A 17,888-nucleotide genomic window follows, 5' to 3' on the forward strand; every position below is an offset into this window, starting at 1 on the left:
GCACTGCGGCACGCCCGCATCGGAGAGGCCCAGCCAACAAACCAGGCCCAGGTCACTGACCTGGGCCTCAACTATGCAGCGGGTGAAGGGAATCGAACCCGCGCTCTGAGCTGGGGAATCACCGTGCGTTCCGCGCCGATTGTGGGACTGAGCTGGGCGGACAGTGGTCGGAAACGATTGTCCGTAGTGCTGTCGGCGCCCTGGAATCTCTCCGTCCAACAGTTGCCGGACGCGAGCCCAGCGACGCCTCCGACGGTGTCGCTCGCGTTCACTCCGTGCCCGAGGCGAGCAGGTCGGCTCCCGAGAGCTCTCCCAGCGCGGTGGTGATGTGGGTGAGGGGTTCCCGCAAGGCGGACAGGGCGCTCCGCATGTCAGCGGCGTGCTCCCAGTGGCGTTCGTGTTCGATGACGCTCATGGTGCCCGGCCGCGCGGCTTCGTGGATCTCCAGCGCCGGGTGCCAGGTGCTGAGGAAAGGGCGCAATTGATCGTTGACGAGACTGGCCACAAGTGGGGGGAGGCGCGAAGCGGAAGCGTGGGCGCCGAGGCGGTGGAGGCCGTCCCGCGCTGTGGTGAACAGGGAGTGGAGCGAGGTGAGGGCTTCCCTGAGTGACCCCTGGCCCTCGGCCAGGGGCTGCACTCCGACCCGCAGGGCAAGCTCGACCTGCAGGTCAAAGGCGACTGCCCGCTCCACATCGTGGGAAGAGGTCGGCGACTGGGAACGCACGGGGTACTCCTGTGCCCTCGGCGGAGTGTTGTGGTCCTCCAGAATAGGAGCCGGGCACGGTTGCACCAGAGTGCGCAGGAGCGCCTGGCGCAGATCTTCCTGTCTGGCGACGTCTTCGTCGTGACGACGGACAGCTCGTGCGACGAGGGGATGAACGCTCCACGCGCGGGCGCCCGGGGCCGCAGGGTGGACGATGCCTTCACCGATCAGGGCATTGGTCCCATCGGCCACACGATGAGCTGCTTCCGCGGGGCGAAGGCCGTCGACCAGAGCCAGCGTCTGCTCCAGCGGGCCTTCACCGAGAGTGGCGGGGTGCACGATGGCGAGTACCCGCAGGATGTCGTTGGCGGCGGTACGTTCCTTGATGCTGCGCGGCAGCAGCCTGGAGGAGAGCGGCACTCGGCCGGCCGGCTGCTGAGGGGACGAAGCGCGTTCCCAACGCAGCAGAACATCGGTGCTATTGCTGTGCAGGAGCCGCCGCAGGCGCGACAGGTCCTCGTGAAGCATTCGTTCGGCCACAAGGTCAAGCGCCAGGGGATGGCCGCCGAGGTCACGAAGCACCTCATCGGCGGCGAGACGCTCCGCCGGGCCGGCGGGCCGCCGTCGTGAGGTGAGCAGATCGTATGCGTCGGCGTCGGGGAGGGGGGCGAGGTCGAGCGCCTCGGCGGAGGAGCCGTAGTGGCGGGACCGTGTGGTGAGCAGGGTGGCGGTGACCAGGTGAGGGCCGTGCAGCAGAGCCAGCTGCTCCCGGGACAGGCCGTCGGGCACGCCATCGAGCACCCACAGACAGGGCTGGTCGCGCTCGCCCAGTGCGACGGCCAGATGACTGAGCAGCGCAGGCAGGGAACGCGAACTCGCTTCGATGCCGAGCGCTGAAGCCACGGTGCGCACCTGACGGAAATAGCTTTCCAGCGCGCGGTCGGGTGTGTCGGAGCCGACGTTGTGCAGGTCGAACCAGTAGATGCCGCCAGGGAACGAGGGCGCGAACTGCAGCGCGTACTCCTGCGCCAGTAGCGATTTCCCGATGCCTGGCACTCCCCGGACGACGGCGGTCCTGCCATGTCCTGTCTGCGAGACCAGAGGGGCGCGGTGCCGGTGCAACGCCGTGTGCAGATGCCACTGCTCAGCCAGCCGACCGGTGAAGCGGCGGGACCCGGACGGTATCGGAGCGGGCAGCCAGCTCAGGCTCGCCGGGCCCGGGGCGCCACCCAACGGGCCCCTCAAATCGCTGACATAGGACGTGACGCGATCGGCCAGCAGTTCCGCGGCGGCCTCGCCCCTGATGCCGGGCCAGTGTCGCGCATCGCGCAATTCCAGCGGGTGCACATGGTCGGCGGACTGCTCGGGGTTGATCACCAGGATGCGGCGCCGGGGATCTCCCTCACGCTGCCCGGCCAGGAATGCGTAGGTCAGTTCCCATTGGCAGGCGCGGCGGCGGGGGTACTCCTGCGAATACAGCGCCAGGAGAGCCTTCGACCTGGCCAGGGCACGGGAGATGGTGGCGGTGATGCCGGCGAAGTCTTCGACCGAGGTGTCATCCACGAACACCCGCAGTCCACGGCGACGCAGAGCGGGGACCAGGGGCTCCAGCGCGTCGCCGTCGGACCGGCTGTAGCTGATGAAGACGTCCCAGTCCTCCTCGCCCGTCTGCCGATCCATCCCATTCCCTTCTCGTTGCGTTGGCTCAAGGCAGTCTGCCCGACCGGTGATCCGGTCCAGTATCGTGTCGGGCCAGGCCGGGGCGCGACGCGACGTGGGGGGAATGCGTGCCGAGGAGGAAAGGCATGGGCCGACCGGCGGAGGTGGCCGTCAAGTTCACCGTGCCATTCGTCGGCGAGATCAGCGGCACATGGCGCCCGGATGACGCCGAACGGAAAGCAGCCTGGGAACTGTACGTCGAGTTGATCACCCGCGTGAGCGTGATCGAACTCGGCCCGGCAGAAGGAATCCTGCGCGAAGCGCTCTCCTCGCACTACACGCTCTTCCACACCACACGCGAAATCCTGCGCCGCTACGGTCCGGACGTGGCGCCACGCAGTCGGCAGGGCGAGATCACCTTCGGTTCGCTGGCAGTGACGGTCCTCAACGCGGTCGTACGTCCCCTTCTGACACGCTGGCACCCCGCTCTCGCCGAACACGAAGCAGCCAGACCGGCCGGCGTAGCCCCGCAGATGCATGAGCAGGAGTGGGAACACGAAGCCGAGCTACGGGAGCAGCTTCGGGTCTCCCGGCAGGCGTTGGCCGACCTGGCACGCGTACTGGCTGAAGTCGCGGGCGCTGCCGACCTTTTGGTCCCCCGCCCACCCCGGCCACCAAATCAGCGGGGGGGGGGGCGTAGGAAGCGGAGAGCCCCGGTCGCCGGGCAGCGAGGAGCCTGCGTGAGGGGCAGGTGCTTCTCGGTTGACCTGGGGCGAACAGTTTCCGAGTCAGCGGCCCATGTTCGGGTGAGGCGTCCGATGCAGGCTGCGTAATGATCAGGTACTCAGTTCCGTGCCGGGGGAATCAACCGGCGGCAGAGGGTTCCTGAATAGCCCTCAGGATCGCGGGCGAAGTCAGGAACTGTTTTCCCGGGTTTCTTCAGCGGGGATACAGTCCGGCCAGGGACCGCAGCACGGGACCAGGGGAGGGGCCGGCGTGTTGGAGATCGTGACGGTGGGGGCGCTCACCGCATTCCTCACCGCAGTGGGAAATGGTGCCGCGGGGGAGATGGGCAAGCAGGTGCTTGTGTCCACGGGTGCTCTGGTGAGACGGACACTGGGACGTGAGACTCCGTCGCCGGCCAGTCCGGTCGGGTGGGAGGTGCTGGCGCGGGAGTTGCATGCGCGGCTGGGCCAGGACCGGCAGCAGAATGACGAGTGGGCCCAGCTCCTGCGGAGCATGCCGGATCCCGTGCTGCTGCCCCTGGGGCCGGGACTGCCACCTGCCACCAGAAACTTCACCGATCGCCAGCGGGTACTGAAGCAGCTGACACGAGAGGCGGTCCGGTCGGCAGAGGGACGGCCAAGGGTTGCCCTCCTCTACGGGCCGCCCGGAATCGGAACCACTGCGGTGGGTCTGTACTGGGGTGCCGGCCAGCTTGCCCGGTACCCGGACGGACAGTTCTACGTCGATCTCCGCGACGCAGCCGCCGAGAACGGCCCTGGGCCGTCGGCCGTTCTGCTGCGCCTGTTGCGGAAAATGGGGGTCGGGCGGGAGCACATCCCGCCCACGGAGGCCGGGCGGGAAGAGCTGTACCGGCGGCTGACAGCCGGCCGAAGGGCGCTGGTGGTGATCGACCATGCCTCGTCCGTCGCGCAGGTCCGCAATCTCATCCCCGCCACCCCAGAGGTCTTCCTCCTGGTCATCGCGTCCGGACCGGCCTTCGCAGTGGAGGCGGAGCGGATCGCCGTACCGCGGCTGACGGACCGGGACGCGGTGAAGATGCTGAGGAAGGTCGCCGGACCGGAGAAGGTGGCGCTCGCCAAGCCCCAGATGCCGGCGCTTCTGGGCCACTGTGCGGGCAACGCCTTCGCACTGAAGGCTGCGGCGATGCGCCTGCTGACCGAGGAACCGGCACTCCCGGATCCGGCAGACAACCCCCTTGGGCGCTCTCCGGTGTACAGCATGGCGCAGGCTACGTGTCGTGCGCTCGGCCCGGAGACGGCAAGGCTGTGCCGGCTGACTGCGGTGGGCGGCTGGCCCGCGTTCGACGCAGACCTGGCCGCTGCCGCCGCAGGCATCGCGCCCGGGGAAGTCCCTCGCATGCTGGCTGACGCGGCGGACACGGCGCTGGTGGAGCCCCTGCGCGACGGCCGCTACCGCTTCCGCCCTGAGGTACGGCGCCTCCTGACAGACGCCGCGGGTCCCGAGCACGGCGTTGCGGAGTGCGCCGCGGCCGTCTCCCGAGCACTCGACTGCGTGCTGAACCGAGCACTGCACGCCGCACATGCCGCCCTGCCGCTGAGTTGGCGGGTCGAGCCCGCCCCGACGGACGACAGGCCGTACGTCGATGAAGCCGCGGGCATGGCGGCCCTGCGGGCCGACGCAGCGAATGTGATCCGGGCGGTCTCCGTCGCCCACGAGTACGGACAGCCCGGTACGGCGATGAAGCTGGCCCGTGCGCTGTGGCCGCTCCAGCTGAAGGCCGGGTACTGGGACGAGGTGCTGCCTGCTCTGCAGATCGCGGCCCGGTGCGCCGATGAGCATGACTCGGGCTCCCGGACGGCAGCCGCACTCCACTTCCAGCTCGCTCACTGCCTCGGCGAACTGCGGCGTTGGGAGGAAGCCGACCACGAGGCGCACCTCGCCGTCGCCGGCGAGCGAGCGGCGGGCCATGTAAGGGGCGAAGCATCGTCTGTGGAACTGCTGGGGCTGCTGTTGTTGAGCCAGTGGCGGTACGGAGCGGCTTACGAGCGGTTCGTCGAGGCGGAACATCTGTACCGGCGGATCTCCTCGGGACAGGACGGCGCGGCGGACCTGCCACGGGCCCTCGCCCTTGCTGAGCGCCACCAGGGACGCGCCCTTCGTGGCCTGGAACGATCGGAGGAATCCCGCATCCATCTGGAGCGGGCGCTGGCCTTCTTCGTGGAACAGGGCGAGGCGTATAACCGGGGCCGCGTCCTCACCGACCTCGCCGAGACGCTGCACGACGCCGGCCACGATGCCGCGGCGCTGGCCAGGATTGCCGAGGCTGAACGTCTGCTCGTGCCGGAGGGGGCGACTCCGCATCTGCAATACCTCGCTCGCCTCCGGCAGCGCTGCGAAGCCGTGGAGTAGCAGCCATCACCTGGTGCACACCATCGGATGCACGCTGCCGGCCAGGTGCACCCGGAGCGTCGCCCCGCCCGGCGGTACCTCGCCGCCGTGCGTCAACCATGCGTGCAGTGCCGACGCATACGCCGCCGGGTCGGCGTCCGCCGCCGGGCCCGCCGACAGCTGAAACACACCGTGGCCACGGGCGTGCACCGTGCACCGGTCCGGCCCGCTGACATACGCGGCGAGGGAGCAGTGCGGGTGACGGTGGAGCACTTCCGCCGTCCACGCGGCCGGGCCGCCCAAGCGGGGATCATCCGGCGGTCCGTCACGCCAGATCACGTCCGCCGTCGCCAGGTCGCCCGGATCGCGGGTGTCCTCGTGAACAGCGCGGTGCGCCTCGCCGCCGGCGTCATACGGATGCCCCGTGGACCGCTCGATCACGACATCGCGGCCGCGAACACGGGCACGGACATCCAGCGGATGGGTACGCAGCGGAGGGTCGTACTGCGGCAAGGGCAACGGCTCCAGCAGCGCGGGAGCCGCCGGCTCGGGGAGGTCCAGCAGTGTGTAGAAGTGACGCCGCAGCAGTTTCGCCGAGGCTCCGGGGGCCGAGGTGGTGAACTCGGCAGGCCCGGCGAGCGGTCGGTGTCGTGCCGGCAGCTCGTCGAGCTGTTCGCCCAACGGACCCTGCGGGTCGAGCCGCGGAGCCTCTCGGACGAATGCCGTGAGCGGTGCGTCAGGGTCCAGCCGCTCCTCCCCGGTGGCCGCCAGGAGGACGGGGCAGCCCAGTGCCGCGGCGTAGTAGGTGACCGCCCCGAAATCTCCCAGGACGACGTCCGCGGCCAGGAGGGCCTGGCGCCAAGCGTGCACAGGATCGATCAGGGTGAGCCCACTGCGGCGGGCGCGGTCCAGCCACACGCGGATTTGGCCCGGGCCGTGCCCGTACCAAATGTTCGGGTGCAGTACGGCTGCGAGGCGGTAATCGTCAGCCGGCAGCTCGGCCGCGAGCCGAGGCAACAAGCTTGGCAGGACGTCTTGGTCACCGCCGTTCCCGAAGAGACCTTCCGGGTTCCAGGTGGAGTTCAGCACGATGAGCCGCTGTCCGCGGCGCAGCCCCAGAGCGCGCCGGAACCGCTCCCGGTACGGGCGGGCGGCCAGCATGCGGTCGAAACAGGGGTCGCCGGCAAGTACGGCTGCCTTCTCCGCTTCAGGGCAGGCGCGGCGCAACCGCTCCAGCTGTTCCGGATGCGACAGCACGAGCCCATCCACGAACGGTTTGCCATCCGCCAGCAGCCAGTCCGGCGACAGCCCGAACGTCGGCTCCCGGCTCCCGGCTCCCGGCTCCCGGCTCCCGGCTCCCGGCTCCCGGCTCCCGGCTCCCGGCTCCCGGCTCCCGGCTCCCGGCTCCCGGCTCCCGGTTTGGCCAGCCTCTTAGTGTATCCGACACCGTGGGACAAAATGCTCAAATTGCCTTTGAGGTGCTGCAGTTGACCACCAAAACTGGCGGAAATCGCAAGGTCCACGGGGGTGACTAGGGCCTGAGCCCAGGGCATAACAGGCAGGTTCAATTCGGCGAAAAGCCTTCGGGTTCCGCCTTGGAATACGGATGATTCCGTCGAGGTAATCAGCAGTTGGACCCGGAAGTCGTCGTGGAACAGCGGCAGTACGTCCAGCAGACGTCCGGCAGAGGCGACATTGTGCACCACGAGCAGGACTCGGCGAGATGTTGCCCGGCTGACCCAACGATCGGAGCCTTCCCCGACCGGCACGCGTATCACCGGGGGATCGGATGGCCCCACTCGTCACCTCCTGTTGGCTGCACAGCACCCGCCGCACTTTCCGATCACCCTAGCCAGGCGCGGCCGGCGGCATAACTCCGCCGCGGAATGAAGGAGGGGACGAGGCCGTGCGGACGTGCTTCTTGATCACCCTTGAAGGACCCGCACGGCCCTCGTCACCTCCCGGCTCTCGTCACCTCCCGGCTCTCGTCACCTCCCAACCCCGCGATCCATCGAGGGCCCGGGAGCAAGACAAGCGGCTGTACGAATACGGCGGGCTGCTCCGCAAGCCGTAGTCGGCGTCGGGGTTCAGCCGCCGACCCGCTCCACCGGAATCCACACCTCCGCGTCCGCGTGCGTACCGTCGTCGGACACTCGTGTGCGCGAGAGCGACGGACCCGGCCGGCTCCGGTACGCCGGGTTCGACGGGAACCACTGCGTATACACATCCCGCCAGAGGTACTGGACCGCCCGCGGGAACTCGCCCGAGGACTCGAACACCGCCCACGTCCCCGGCTCGACATCGAGGCTCTCCGAAGCCCCGGGCACCTCCGCGTCGCTCACCACCCCGTGGAAGTAGTCGATTTCGGTGCCTTCCGCATCGTCCGCGGAGTGGTTGCTGACGGCGGCCATGACACCGCCGGGCTCCCCGGCCGCACACGCCTCCCAGCGCCCCAGCGTCTCCTTGCCGATGCTCTTGACGAACTCCACGATGGCCGGGTTCATCCCCTCGTAGACCAGCGGGACCTGTGTCCCCCTGCCCACGAGCCTGAACCCGTCCTTCTCCACCACCCGGTACCGCATGCTGCTGCTCCCTTCGACGATCAGCCGGAAGGACATCCGCGGCTGGGAGTGCAGCGCCGCACCCGTCCGCCGCGCCTCGCCGGGACCGACCCCGTGCACGGCGCGAAAGGCACGCGCGAACGCCTCGCCCGAGCTGTACCCGTACCGCACCGCGACATCGAGCAACGTCCGCTCCCCGGCAAGCACTTCGGCCCCGGAGAGCGTCAGCCTCCGGCGGCGGATGTACTCGGAGAGCGGGATGCCCGCCAGCGCGGAGAACATCCGCCGGAAGTGGTACTCCGACGTCATGGCGATACGGGCCAGCTCGGCCGCGTCGATGGGCTCATCGAGGTGCTCCTCGATGTAGTCCATGGCCTGATTCAGCCGCTCCAGCACTCCTGGCCGTCCTTCCCTTACTGCTCTCCACGCTAGGGACGTCCCACTGTGCCGGACCCGACATTCTGTGCCCGGTGCGGTCGGGTCGGCTCGCCGCCTGCCTGTCCCGTGTGTCCTCATCCCGCAGTGCCGGATGGCCGAGGTCACGCGGGCCCGACGGCTCCGGCGCCGGCTTTGTCAGCGACGAGGGCGGCCAGGGGCGCCGCCGCGGCCGCACTGATCTACCAGCACTCGGACCTTGAGCGGCAACAGGAAGTCGCGAGTGGCCTGGACGCCCTCGTGCGGGCAGCAAGGCCCGCCGGAAGCCTTCCGGTGAGCCTTCTGGTGCGGATCTGGTGCGCAACGCCTGAACTGGTCTTACGCGTCAACCACGCCGTCGGCCGCGGCCGGTTCGAGGGAGTCGACGTCCTCCATGAAGCTCAGCATCCGGGCGTTGACCACGTCGGGGTGGTCGATCTGCGGTCCGTGGCCCGTCGCGGCGATGATCTCGGCGCGGGCTCCGGGGATCGGCCGCGGCACCCTCTCCAGCTGCCGCTGCGGGTGTACCAGCAGGCTGCGCTTGCCTATGACGAGGTAGAGCGGGGTCCGGATGGAGCGCAGCGCGTCCTCGGTCAGCGGCCGCGGCGCGGGGCGGCGGATCCGGAAGGCGCGGGCGCCCGCCTGGATCCACCTCCGCAACTCGGGAACGACGAGGACCGGTTGCTCCAGCCAGGAGGCGAGGCGCGGGCGCAGCGCCTTGGGGGCGAAGCTGGCGAAGAGACCGACGAAGACCCAGGCGAAGAAGCGCAGGCCCACCTTCTCCAGGCCGCCGGGGTCGAGGGCGGTGACCGACGCGAGCCGTCCGGGCCGGCGGTGGGCCATGTTGAGCACCAGCCAGCCGCCGTACGAGGAGCCGACCAGGTGGACCCGGTCGAGGCCGAGGGCGTCGAGCGCCTCGTCGAGCCACTGGGCGGCGCGCTCCGGCTGCCACATGGGCTCGCGGTGGATGCTGCGCCCGGCGTCGCCGGGAGTGTCGAGCGCGTAGACGGGCCGTTCTGCGCTGAGCGCGGGGGTGTTGGGGTACCACATCGCCGAGCAGTAGCCCGCGCCGTGGATCAGGACCACCGGAGTGCGGGACTCGGCTGCCGGATCCGTGGGGCCGTACCGGTAGACGTGCGTGGTGCCGAAGCTGGTCTCGACGTCCGTCTCGGAGCGGGCGGGCGCACCCATCGCGTAGACGGCGTCGCAGGCGGCGAAGTAGCGGTCGCGCAGCTCGTCGTTCACGTAGCGGCCGACGTCGCGGCGCACACGGGTCGTGTTCTCGGGCACGGGAGCACCTCCGGGGAGATCCGTTCTTCGTGATACGACCGTACCATGGCGATGATACGGCGGTACCATAAAGGGGTCCGGGTCGAGCCGGACCGCGAACCCCACACCGACGGGCGGAGACACCGGCACATGCCAAAGCGCGTGGACCACGAGGAACGGCGCGCCCAGATCGCCGAGGCGCTCATCCAGGTCGCCGGGCGTCGAGGACTGCACGCCGTCGGCATGCGCGACGTGGCCGCAGAGGCCGGCGTGTCCCTGCGGCTTGTGCAGTACTACTTCGAGACCAAGGCGAAGCTGCTCTTCTACGGGCTCCAGCACCTGACCGACCGCTTCACCGCACGGGTGGGCGCCCGCCTTGCCGCTGCCGGTCCGAACCCGGGCCCGCGCGCGACCATCGAGGCGCTGCTGCTGGCCTCCCTCCCGACCGATGAGGAGAGTCGCACCTTCCACCTCCTCTACAGCTCCTACTCGATCCTGTCCGTGACCGACGATGCGCTGGCCGCCCAGCCCTTCATCGACAACCCCGACGACGCCGAGAACGCCCTGACCGGCCTGCTCGAACAGGCCCAGGCGTCAGGTCTGGCCGGTCCCGGCATCGACGCGCGCACGGAGGCGATCAGCCTGCTCGCGATGGCGGCGACCATGGGCACCAGCATCCTCGTGGGCCAGCGGAGTCCGGAGTCGGCCATCGCGGTGCTCCGGCACCATCTCGACCGGATTTTCACGACCGCCGAGACGCCGGCGGCTGAGTAGGGCCCAATCGGGTGCACCGCTACGGCACTTGTGGCACGCGCATGGCGCGCGGCTCCGAGACATGCAGGCAAAGGGGGAGGCCCAGGTCGTCGACCTGGGCCTCAACTATGGAGCGGGTGGCGGGAATCGAACCCGCGGCACGGGGCTTTCACACGCTACCCACACCCCTGACCTGCGCAAACAGTGTGCTGAGGGAGCTGTAAGCGGACGGTCTCATGCTCTTGGATGACCGCTGTTTACCGCTCCATCTGGCACAACATTGGGCACGGCGGCCGTCAGACAGGGAGGTCAGATGCCAAACGCGACACGGTGGGGTCGGCCAGCGGGTTACCGCTCCCAGTACTTTGCCGCCGCCTGTGCGTACGCCACCCTGCGGTCGAGCCGGTCATCCAAGACCCGGAACCGGCCGCGCGCAGACTCGGTCAGGGCCGCCCGGCCAACGAGCTGACCCGGCCGCTTCCAGGCCGTCCGCAGTGGGGCGGTGATGTCGTCGGCGGGGGAGTCGGATAGCACCAGGCCAACGAAGTACAGCAGGACGAACGGCAACATCACCAGGCACAGGAGCAGTGACGGCACCGTCCCCTCCCGCCCGCGCAGCACCGTCCCGTCGGGTAGGTGGATTTCATACGCGGGCCGCCACCGCTTCTTCCTGGGCGGCAGGCGCAGTTCGGCCAAGTGCTCGTGGTCCGGGGTGAGCACGGCGAGGTGGCCACCGCCCTTCCGGACGACCACGGCGAGCGGCGAGCCACCGGCAGCGTCAGCGGCGAGGAAGAAGCGTGGTTTGCATCCCTTGGGAAGGGGGCGGTCGTTGGGGGCACCACGGTGGACGTGGACGGGGGCGGAGCCCCGGAGGCGCAGTTCGTAGCGCTTGCCGTCGCGGTGGCGGGTGAAGGCGAGTGTCATGGAGTGTCTCGTCTCGTCAGTTCTGGGCGCCGCCCAGCGTGCTCAGGGGAAACCATGCCGACGCGGTGAACAAGTGCGAGGGGCCGACGAGCGGGCGCAGTGTGCGGCCGTCCGGGAGGAACACCTCGCACGACGGTGGCTCCCCGGCGCTCGCGGAACTCCGGGCGCGCGAGTTTCGGTCGTGCGGGTGCGAGACCATGAAACCCCGCTTCTGACGGGCGATGACGGAGAGCGGCTCGCGGTCCGGTGTGCGGGGGAAGGAGACGCGCCGACTGTCTTCGAAGAGTCTCCCGCGGAACGGCGCGGAACCGGAGACCGAGGCGATGGCCGCGCCGTTGCCACGGTGATCACGTACCGCAGTGCGCATTCGCAGGCAAGCTTCTCCTCCTCGTCGGCGAAAGCAGCCGTCACAGTCCGGCTCACCATGCCTCCCGCCTAACCGAACACCGCGCGCACGCCGCCGGCCGCCGGTGTCTCCGGGAGGTCTTCCGCCTCATCCGCCCGGCGGATGACCAGAGACTCACCGATCTGCCGCAGGATACCCGTGTACCGCGGCAGGTCGGCGAAGCACGGTGTCGTGAGGGCGAGCACCACCAGCCAGCCTCGGACCGGAGAGGGTACATACAACTCAACGTGGGCGAAATCCAGTGCCGGAAGGATGGCCTCGCCCTCCGTCTCGGTGGCGTGCAGGGAGAGCACAGCCGGGCCGCAGGGCAGGTCCACCCGTGCGATGCTGCGATGCTCGTCGAAGGAGAGCGTCTCCTGGAACGAGGCGGCGACGATTTCCGGAGCCTCCGGGTCCACGGCCTCTGCCCGCACCAGGAGGTGAGCGGTGCTCGCGGTGCCGTCCTCCGTCTCGTAGAAGGCGACGGACGCGTGAAGAGCGTTGTCGGCGGTCAGGGTGGCCGTGAGGTCGGAGTAGATGACGGCGGTGGTCTCACGCTGGAAATCAGTACCACCCGGCCAAACCTTCTCCGCAAGCTCCCACAGGGCGGCGTCGAGGACATCCGGGGGGAGGTGCAGCGGCAGTTCGTGGAAACCCTCCGGGGTGTCCAGGGCGAGGGACACGTTCTGCGGGGCCGTGGTCATCAGAGCCGCCCCGCAGCCGGCGTACCGGGGTCGGTGGCCTGACTGTAGCCGTCGATGGCGAGGCCCGGCACCTGCTGGGCCACCTGCGGGCCCTTGGACCACCAGGAGGTCGGGTCGATGGAGCCGTCGGCCCTCAGAGCCCCGCGCAGGGACGTCTTGACCGCGTCGGGGGTGAAGCCGCTGTCCATGATCTTGGTGAGGCCCTTGCTGAGCCCCGCCTCCTTAAAGCTCGCCCCCGCAACGTCCTGAACGTGGCTGGCCCACGCCAGCTTCACGCGGTTGCCGACCCCGGTGGTTTGGAAGATCTTGCTGCCGCCCACGTACTCCGGCCCCCTCCCGAAGAGTGACTTGCCCTCCAGGGCCTTGCCGGTGAACCCGGCGTCCCGCAATGCGCGGATCTTGCTGACCTTGTCGATTGAGGCGACGGTGCGGCCTTCCACCTGTACCAGCTTCATGGGCACCTTGGCCCCCTTCATCGCGACGGAGCCGAACTTCCCGAACGGGAGCACCCCGACCCCGTCCCCCACCAGGTCCATTGCGCTCACGTTCGCCCCACCGAGCTTTGCCGCCCCGTGCGTGGCGAGGGCACCGAGGGAAGCACCTGCGCTGGCGAGGGCCAGGGCACCGGAGAGCGGCGGGCACCACAGGGTCAGCAGCGAGGCGACACCCAGGATGCCGGAGGCTAGAGAAAGCCAGTCGCCTATCTCCTTGAGCAGGTCGGCGTTTTTGGTGCACCACTCTTGGATTCCGTGACCCATGCTGGTGAAGAGGTCGCCGAGACTCTCCCAGAACTTTGGGTCCGGCGCGTTCTCCGTGGCCCGCCGGATGCGGTCGGCGATATCCCGGGCCTTGTCCTGGTGGTTGCCTAGGAGTTCCTCAGCCCTCTTGACGATCGCCTCAAGCTCGTCGGTGGCGGAGTCCAGACGGTTGCGGGCGGAGTCGAGGGCCGTGTCCGCCTTGTTCAGGCGGTCGTTCGCTGCGTCGATCTTCTTCTGCGCGGCGTCCAGGGCAGCCTGGTCGGTGTAGTAAGTGCCGGCCAGACGCAGGTCCGGGTTGGCGGCGGCCTCGTTGTAAGCGTTGTGTGCGCGCTGGTTCTCCGACTTCCGGGTGGCCACCGTCTGCTTGGCCGCGGCGGCCTCGGCCTCGTGCTGGCGGCCCTTGGTCTGGTACGAGGAGAGAGCGGTGTGCCAAGAGCGGAGCTGGGTGACGGCGTCGTGCATGGCATCGCGACTGTCACTCACGTACTTGGGCAGGTCGCCGACCTTGCCCGCGAACGCCTTCGCCGCGTCGCCCTCCCAGTCGCCGCCGCCCTTGCCGAGGCGGGACAGGACGGCGTGGGCGGAGTCCAGGGAGCGCTTGGCCGAGTCGAGCTTGCCGGTGAGGGCGTCGACGGACCCCAGATCACCGGGCGCCGGGTTGAAGCCGAGGGCGGGGAAGTCGTGCATGGTCATTCATTCACCCGTGGGAGGTCGGAGAGAAAAGGACGGTTCTGATAAACGCGAACTGTTCGGCGCCTACTTGGCGTTCTTTGCAAACGCGTCGCGCAGTGACTGCTCAACCGACTCATAGTTCTGCTTGACCTGCTTCAGCTTCTCCTCGATGGCCTGGGTGCCGTCAGCGATCTTCTTGATGGCGTTGTCCCAGCTGTCGTGGAACTCGTCGCAGGCGTTGTCCAGAGCCTCCGCTCCCATCGACTTCGGGCCGGTGTCCTTCAGCGCGTCCAGCGCCTTGCGCATGTTGTCCTGGCTGTTGTGCAGGTCCTTCAGCAGGCGTCCGAGGTTGTCTGCCTCGACCTTGAAATAGCCGCCCATGCACCCTCCCTGGCGTTCCCCGTGTCTGTGCACAGCCGTCCACACGTTACCGTTGGCCGGGCGTTAGCCCGAACGGGCGGTCGGATCCCGCCGAGCTTCCCCGCTTCGATTTTCGGATCGTAGACCGCGGCCTGCACCAGTCGTTGGGCTCCACGGCGTTGAGTCACACGCACACCGTGCGCACCACCGCCGCGGCCTCCGCCTCGCCGACTCTGCTCGGTGCGGCGATGGCATCGGTGCGGGTCAGCGTGCGCGGCACGCTTGTCGTATGCGGCTGCCACCATGACAGTCGTGACCACTGTGACCTCTTCATCGGGGAGGGCTGCGCCTGCCAGGGAAACGGCTCCATTCCGAGAGTTCGGCAAGCCGCAGCTTCTCAGGCTGTGCGAAGCCCTGCTGGCCCGCCCGAGATGATTCTCAGCTCCCCACACGGTGTGGCTCATCTTACGGGCCAGTGCAATCACCACCCGGCGCAGAGCCACCGAGCGGCTGGCTGGGGGGATTTCGACACCGCCGCCGGGTCTGTGGGAGGCCATTTGCCCGACGCGTCCGATTCAAGCCACCGAGGGGAACACTGCTCTCATCGCGGCGTGGCGATGTGGCAGCTGCCTTGTCGTAGGGGCGTGCCTGCCTTCCGCACTGAGCGCGGCATGCACGGCAGGGTAATTGGCGAGGAGCATCATCATCATGGCTGACTTTCGCTGACACAGGCGCAGATACGAGAGACACCTCGCGTTGTCGAGGGGCATCAACGGGGTGATGCGATCAAGCTACTGGGTAGGAAGAGTGCGGAGAGGGCGACGAGTTCCCGAGGTCTCCGCGCGACGCCGACTGCATCACTTCCCTGATGACGATGAGCGGTGCGACGCGTCCGGGTTCTGTCGCCAGGACCGGACACGTCTGGCGGACCCGTTCGGCGAAGCGCGGGAGCGAGCAGGGAGCAGGTCGCCAACCTGGCGGCGTCTTAATCGGCTGGCAAGCCCGATGCCTTCCCAATTGAGTGAGACAGGCGTAGCGGTGGTGGGGCTGGCGGTGCGGAGGACGCGGTGTGCTGTGGTCCGCTCGCTGATCTGGTTGCCGTACGGAAATCCGCTGCGTGGGTGCCCTGTTGACCAGCTCCAGGTCGTCGCGCAGCGATGCCCGCCAGGAGCTGGCAAGTTCAGGTTCCTGGCACAGGGCCGGTGCCTCTCGTAGGGGGCGGCTAACAGACACCAGTGCCAGGCACAAGGGGCGCCGGAGCGACGTCCGGAAGCCTCGTCCGTCACCCGCCGTCTACCGTGGTTCCCCGCCCCGTCGGGCACGGATCGGGCACGCCGTGAGCACCGCTCCAGAAGCTCGACGGAGCGGCCTGCCGGCCCCTGACCGCCGTGCCTACGCGGCCGCGCGACTGCTGGACCCCCTTGGCTTGGGAGCGGGATGTCAGTCGTCGGGGCTACCTTCGTGCTCAGGTCGGTCCCAGACGCCCCGGTGCCAGGGGAATGCAGCCGGGGCCTGCTGATCGCGGTGCTGACGAGATCGCTAAAGAGTGCTCGGAGTCGCTGCTGTTGGTGTCAGCCGATGATGTCAGCGGCGGTCCAGTGAAGCGCGCCCCTACCCGTCAGTCTTACCGAGCCACTCCTGGGGGAAGAGCGGCGCAGGTATCAGCGCGGCAAATGCGATCTGGGCCATGACCTGGCACACGCTTTCGGCCGGGCCGGTGTACAGGAGGGGCCACGCACAGAAGATCAGCGGGAGGGCAAGCAGCACACGGAACCGGACCACGCCCATGCGCTTGTGGACCGATACCGCGAAAACCGCGATGAGCAGGGTGGGAATGCCGATGATCGGCAGCACGTCCAGCCCCAGCAGCATGCTTTCCAGGAAGCTGTCTTCCCGCCGATCCGTCTGCGAGATAGCCACCCAGGCTGCGGTGTGGATGAGCATGTACATGAGCACGCACCACCCCATCCGTCCCAGCACGGGCCCCAGCCTCCGGGCGTCGCCCTGCTGCACTGCCATCCACCCCCACGACCCAAGCCAAATGCGTTCAACGTAGCTCATGGGTTCGCTTGCAAAGCGAACGCGTCGGGGTCCGCGACGGCCACTGAAGGGCGTAGGTCGGAGGGGCGGCTTTGGGCGGGAGCTGACTGCTGCGAGGGGATTCGAGTGGCCTGTTTGGCGGCCCCGGCACGTACCCGAATTCCCCGTGAGTCACCGGGTGTTCGGGCACGCAACGGGCACGAAGCGCTCAGCCCGGTCCAGACAACACAGCGGCCCAGTCGGGGAGTTAGCTCACTGAACTGGGCCTTCGTCTTTGGAGCGGGTGACGGGAATCGAACCCGCGCTCTGAGCTTGGGAATCAAGGGCGTCGCAGGGTTCGATAAGCCACCTGACCTGGGCTCATCGCCTCTGGAGGCGTTGTCGGCACGTACTCAAGGCGCCCGTGGTGACCGCTGTTCACCGCCTTGAAGGGCACGGTTGGGGCACGCGCTTGGCATGCGTGGGCAAGGGGAGGGCTCTTGGCGTCGTCGGGCCGTTCTCCTGGCGCTCGCCGCAGTGCCCGTGCACGGGCACTGCGGATGCCAGTGGCCATCGCCCGCTTCGCGACACCGGTCCGAGGAAGCCCCGCGCCCGGCCGGTGATCAGTGATCACTGCTCGCGTCAGGACGTCTGGCCTGTGCTGGTGTGCTGGTGTGCTCGTGTCAGCGGCATCCGCATCGCAGAGGCCGGCGTCCACGGCCGCCCCGGCGGCAAACCCGCCTGGCGCCCACCCGCCCCTACGGCCCTGCGACGCCGCATCGCGGCGGCCCGCCCCTGATGAACGTCCCACCGTCACAGAGCATCTCGAAATGGCAGTAGTGACGGCAGCGCCACCACGATCAGTAATCGAAGGTACGCATCTCGTCACTCTGATGGGGTGCATCGGATGGCGGTTCCGTCCGCCCCATTCCTAGCCTGGGCGGGTGCGTTCGATTCGTAGAGAACGCACGAACCACTCAGAGAGGTCACAGCATGTCCCGCACCAAGCTCCTCGCCCTGGCCGCTGCACCCGCGTTGGCCGTCACCCTGGCGTCCCCCGCAATGGCCGATGACGAAACCCCCCACCCCCGCGTCGTCACCGCAGAGAGCCCGGTCCGGTCCATCGGGGCCAACCAGACCGAGACCGTCACGGTCACCTGCCCCAGGGGCACCTTTGCCGTCAGCGGTGGCTGGCTCGTGTCCTCCGCCAGCATCGACGTGACGGGCAACCGCGCGGTGAGCGACAGACGGTGGACGATTCGATTCGCAAACGAGGCGAACCAATCCGGCAGGGTGCAGGCTTTCGCCCGTTGCGCGGCCTGACGGCGAGCACTCGCCAGGGCAGGCGGGAAGACCGAGCAGCGTGACCGCCTGAACGCCGCGACCGCTCTCCCCCAGTCGAATGAGGGGGAAGTGGTGCGGATCTGATGCGGGACGCCTAGATGAATGAGTCCGATGTTTGTGCTGGCCGCGACCATGGCGAAGGGCGCCCGTTGACTCGTGTGTGACTACCAGCCTGGACGCCCTTCTGGCGGCACTGTACGTGTTCATCGACGACCACGTGGCCCCTTGTCGCCGGATCGGGCGACCCCCGAAACTGACGGACGCCGA

14 protein-coding genes and 1 pseudogene are annotated in these 17,888 nt (G+C 68.7%); 5 read left to right on the forward strand and 10 right to left on the reverse strand.

Going from position 1 to position 17,888, the window contains the following annotated elements; translation table 11 throughout:
• Positions 1-268: 268 nt before the first annotated feature.
• The gene (locus AB0C46_RS18315) at positions 269-2,383 is read right to left on the reverse strand and encodes a TIR domain-containing protein (RefSeq protein ID WP_362828810.1); all 2,115 of its coding nucleotides are present in this window, start codon (positions 2,381-2,383) and stop codon (positions 269-271) included.
• A 125-nt stretch (positions 2,384-2,508) separates the two neighbouring features.
• On the opposite strand from AB0C46_RS18315, the gene AB0C46_RS18320 reads away from it, so the two are divergent.
• Positions 2,509-3,195: a hypothetical protein gene (locus AB0C46_RS18320; RefSeq protein ID WP_362828811.1), complete on the forward strand. Its 687-nt coding sequence runs from the start codon at positions 2,509-2,511 to the stop codon at positions 3,193-3,195.
• A gap of 163 nt (positions 3,196-3,358) precedes the next feature.
• Positions 3,359-5,479: an ATP-binding protein gene (locus tag AB0C46_RS18325; RefSeq protein WP_362828812.1), complete on the forward strand. Its 2,121-nt coding sequence runs from the start codon at positions 3,359-3,361 to the stop codon at positions 5,477-5,479.
• 6 nt (positions 5,480-5,485) lie between these two features.
• Here the strand turns inward: AB0C46_RS18325 and AB0C46_RS18330 are convergent, their stop codons facing one another.
• From AB0C46_RS18330 to AB0C46_RS18340, 3 genes are all read right to left on the reverse strand, one after another.
• Positions 5,486-6,766 (reverse strand): hypothetical protein, encoded by a 1,281-nt coding sequence (locus tag AB0C46_RS18330; protein ID WP_362828835.1) that lies wholly within the window; start codon positions 6,764-6,766, stop codon positions 5,486-5,488.
• A gap of 779 nt (positions 6,767-7,545) precedes the next feature.
• Positions 7,546-8,415 carry an AraC family transcriptional regulator gene (locus AB0C46_RS18335; RefSeq protein ID WP_362828813.1) on the reverse strand — a complete coding sequence of 290 codons (870 nt, stop codon included), beginning with the start codon at positions 8,413-8,415 and terminating at the stop codon, positions 7,546-7,548.
• A gap of 357 nt (positions 8,416-8,772) precedes the next feature.
• Positions 8,773-9,723 (reverse strand): alpha/beta fold hydrolase, encoded by a 951-nt coding sequence (locus AB0C46_RS18340; protein ID WP_362828814.1) that lies wholly within the window; start codon positions 9,721-9,723, stop codon positions 8,773-8,775.
• A 129-nt stretch (positions 9,724-9,852) separates the two neighbouring features.
• On the opposite strand from AB0C46_RS18340, the gene AB0C46_RS18345 reads away from it, so the two are divergent.
• Complete coding sequence (locus tag AB0C46_RS18345) at positions 9,853-10,476, forward strand: TetR/AcrR family transcriptional regulator (protein ID WP_362828815.1); 624 nt, start codon at positions 9,853-9,855, stop codon at positions 10,474-10,476.
• 327 nt (positions 10,477-10,803) lie between these two features.
• Here AB0C46_RS18345 and AB0C46_RS18350 read toward each other — a convergent pair whose 3' ends face one another.
• From AB0C46_RS18350 to AB0C46_RS18375, 6 genes are all read right to left on the reverse strand, one after another.
• Entirely contained in the window at positions 10,804-11,379 is a 576-nt protein-coding gene (locus AB0C46_RS18350; protein WP_362828816.1) for a hypothetical protein, read from the reverse strand.
• Between the two features lie 16 nt (positions 11,380-11,395).
• On the reverse strand, positions 11,396-11,746 hold the full coding sequence (locus tag AB0C46_RS18355) for a hypothetical protein (RefSeq protein ID WP_362828817.1): 351 nt from the start codon (positions 11,744-11,746) through the stop codon (positions 11,396-11,398).
• 68 nt (positions 11,747-11,814) lie between these two features.
• Positions 11,815-12,468 carry a hypothetical protein gene (locus AB0C46_RS18360; RefSeq protein ID WP_362828818.1) on the reverse strand — a complete coding sequence of 218 codons (654 nt, stop codon included), beginning with the start codon at positions 12,466-12,468 and terminating at the stop codon, positions 11,815-11,817.
• On the reverse strand, positions 12,468-13,919 hold the full coding sequence (locus AB0C46_RS18365; protein WP_362828819.1) for a putative T7SS-secreted protein: 1,452 nt from the start codon (positions 13,917-13,919) through the stop codon (positions 12,468-12,470). Before AB0C46_RS18365 ends, AB0C46_RS18360 begins: the two co-directional genes overlap by 1 nt.
• A 63-nt stretch (positions 13,920-13,982) precedes the next feature.
• The gene (locus AB0C46_RS18370; RefSeq protein ID WP_362828820.1) at positions 13,983-14,312 is read right to left on the reverse strand and encodes a hypothetical protein; all 330 of its coding nucleotides are present in this window, start codon (positions 14,310-14,312) and stop codon (positions 13,983-13,985) included.
• A gap of 1,557 nt (positions 14,313-15,869) precedes the next feature.
• Positions 15,870-16,208: a hypothetical protein gene (locus tag AB0C46_RS18375; protein WP_362828821.1), complete on the reverse strand. Its 339-nt coding sequence runs from the start codon at positions 16,206-16,208 to the stop codon at positions 15,870-15,872.
• A 751-nt stretch (positions 16,209-16,959) separates the two neighbouring features.
• Here AB0C46_RS18375 and AB0C46_RS18380 point away from each other — a divergent pair.
• Together AB0C46_RS18380 and AB0C46_RS18385 are read left to right on the forward strand one after the other, a co-directional pair.
• A pseudogene (locus AB0C46_RS18380) lies at positions 16,960-17,076 on the forward strand (aminoglycoside phosphotransferase); the annotation flags it as partial.
• A 194-nt stretch (positions 17,077-17,270) separates the two neighbouring features.
• Entirely contained in the window at positions 17,271-17,600 is a 330-nt protein-coding gene (locus AB0C46_RS18385; protein ID WP_362828822.1) for a hypothetical protein, read from the forward strand.
• Positions 17,601-17,888: the final 288 nt, after the last annotated feature.

This window comes from Streptomyces sp. NPDC048637, assembly GCF_040650675.1.
Taxonomy (GTDB): Bacteria; Actinomycetota; Actinomycetes; order Streptomycetales; family Streptomycetaceae; genus Streptomyces.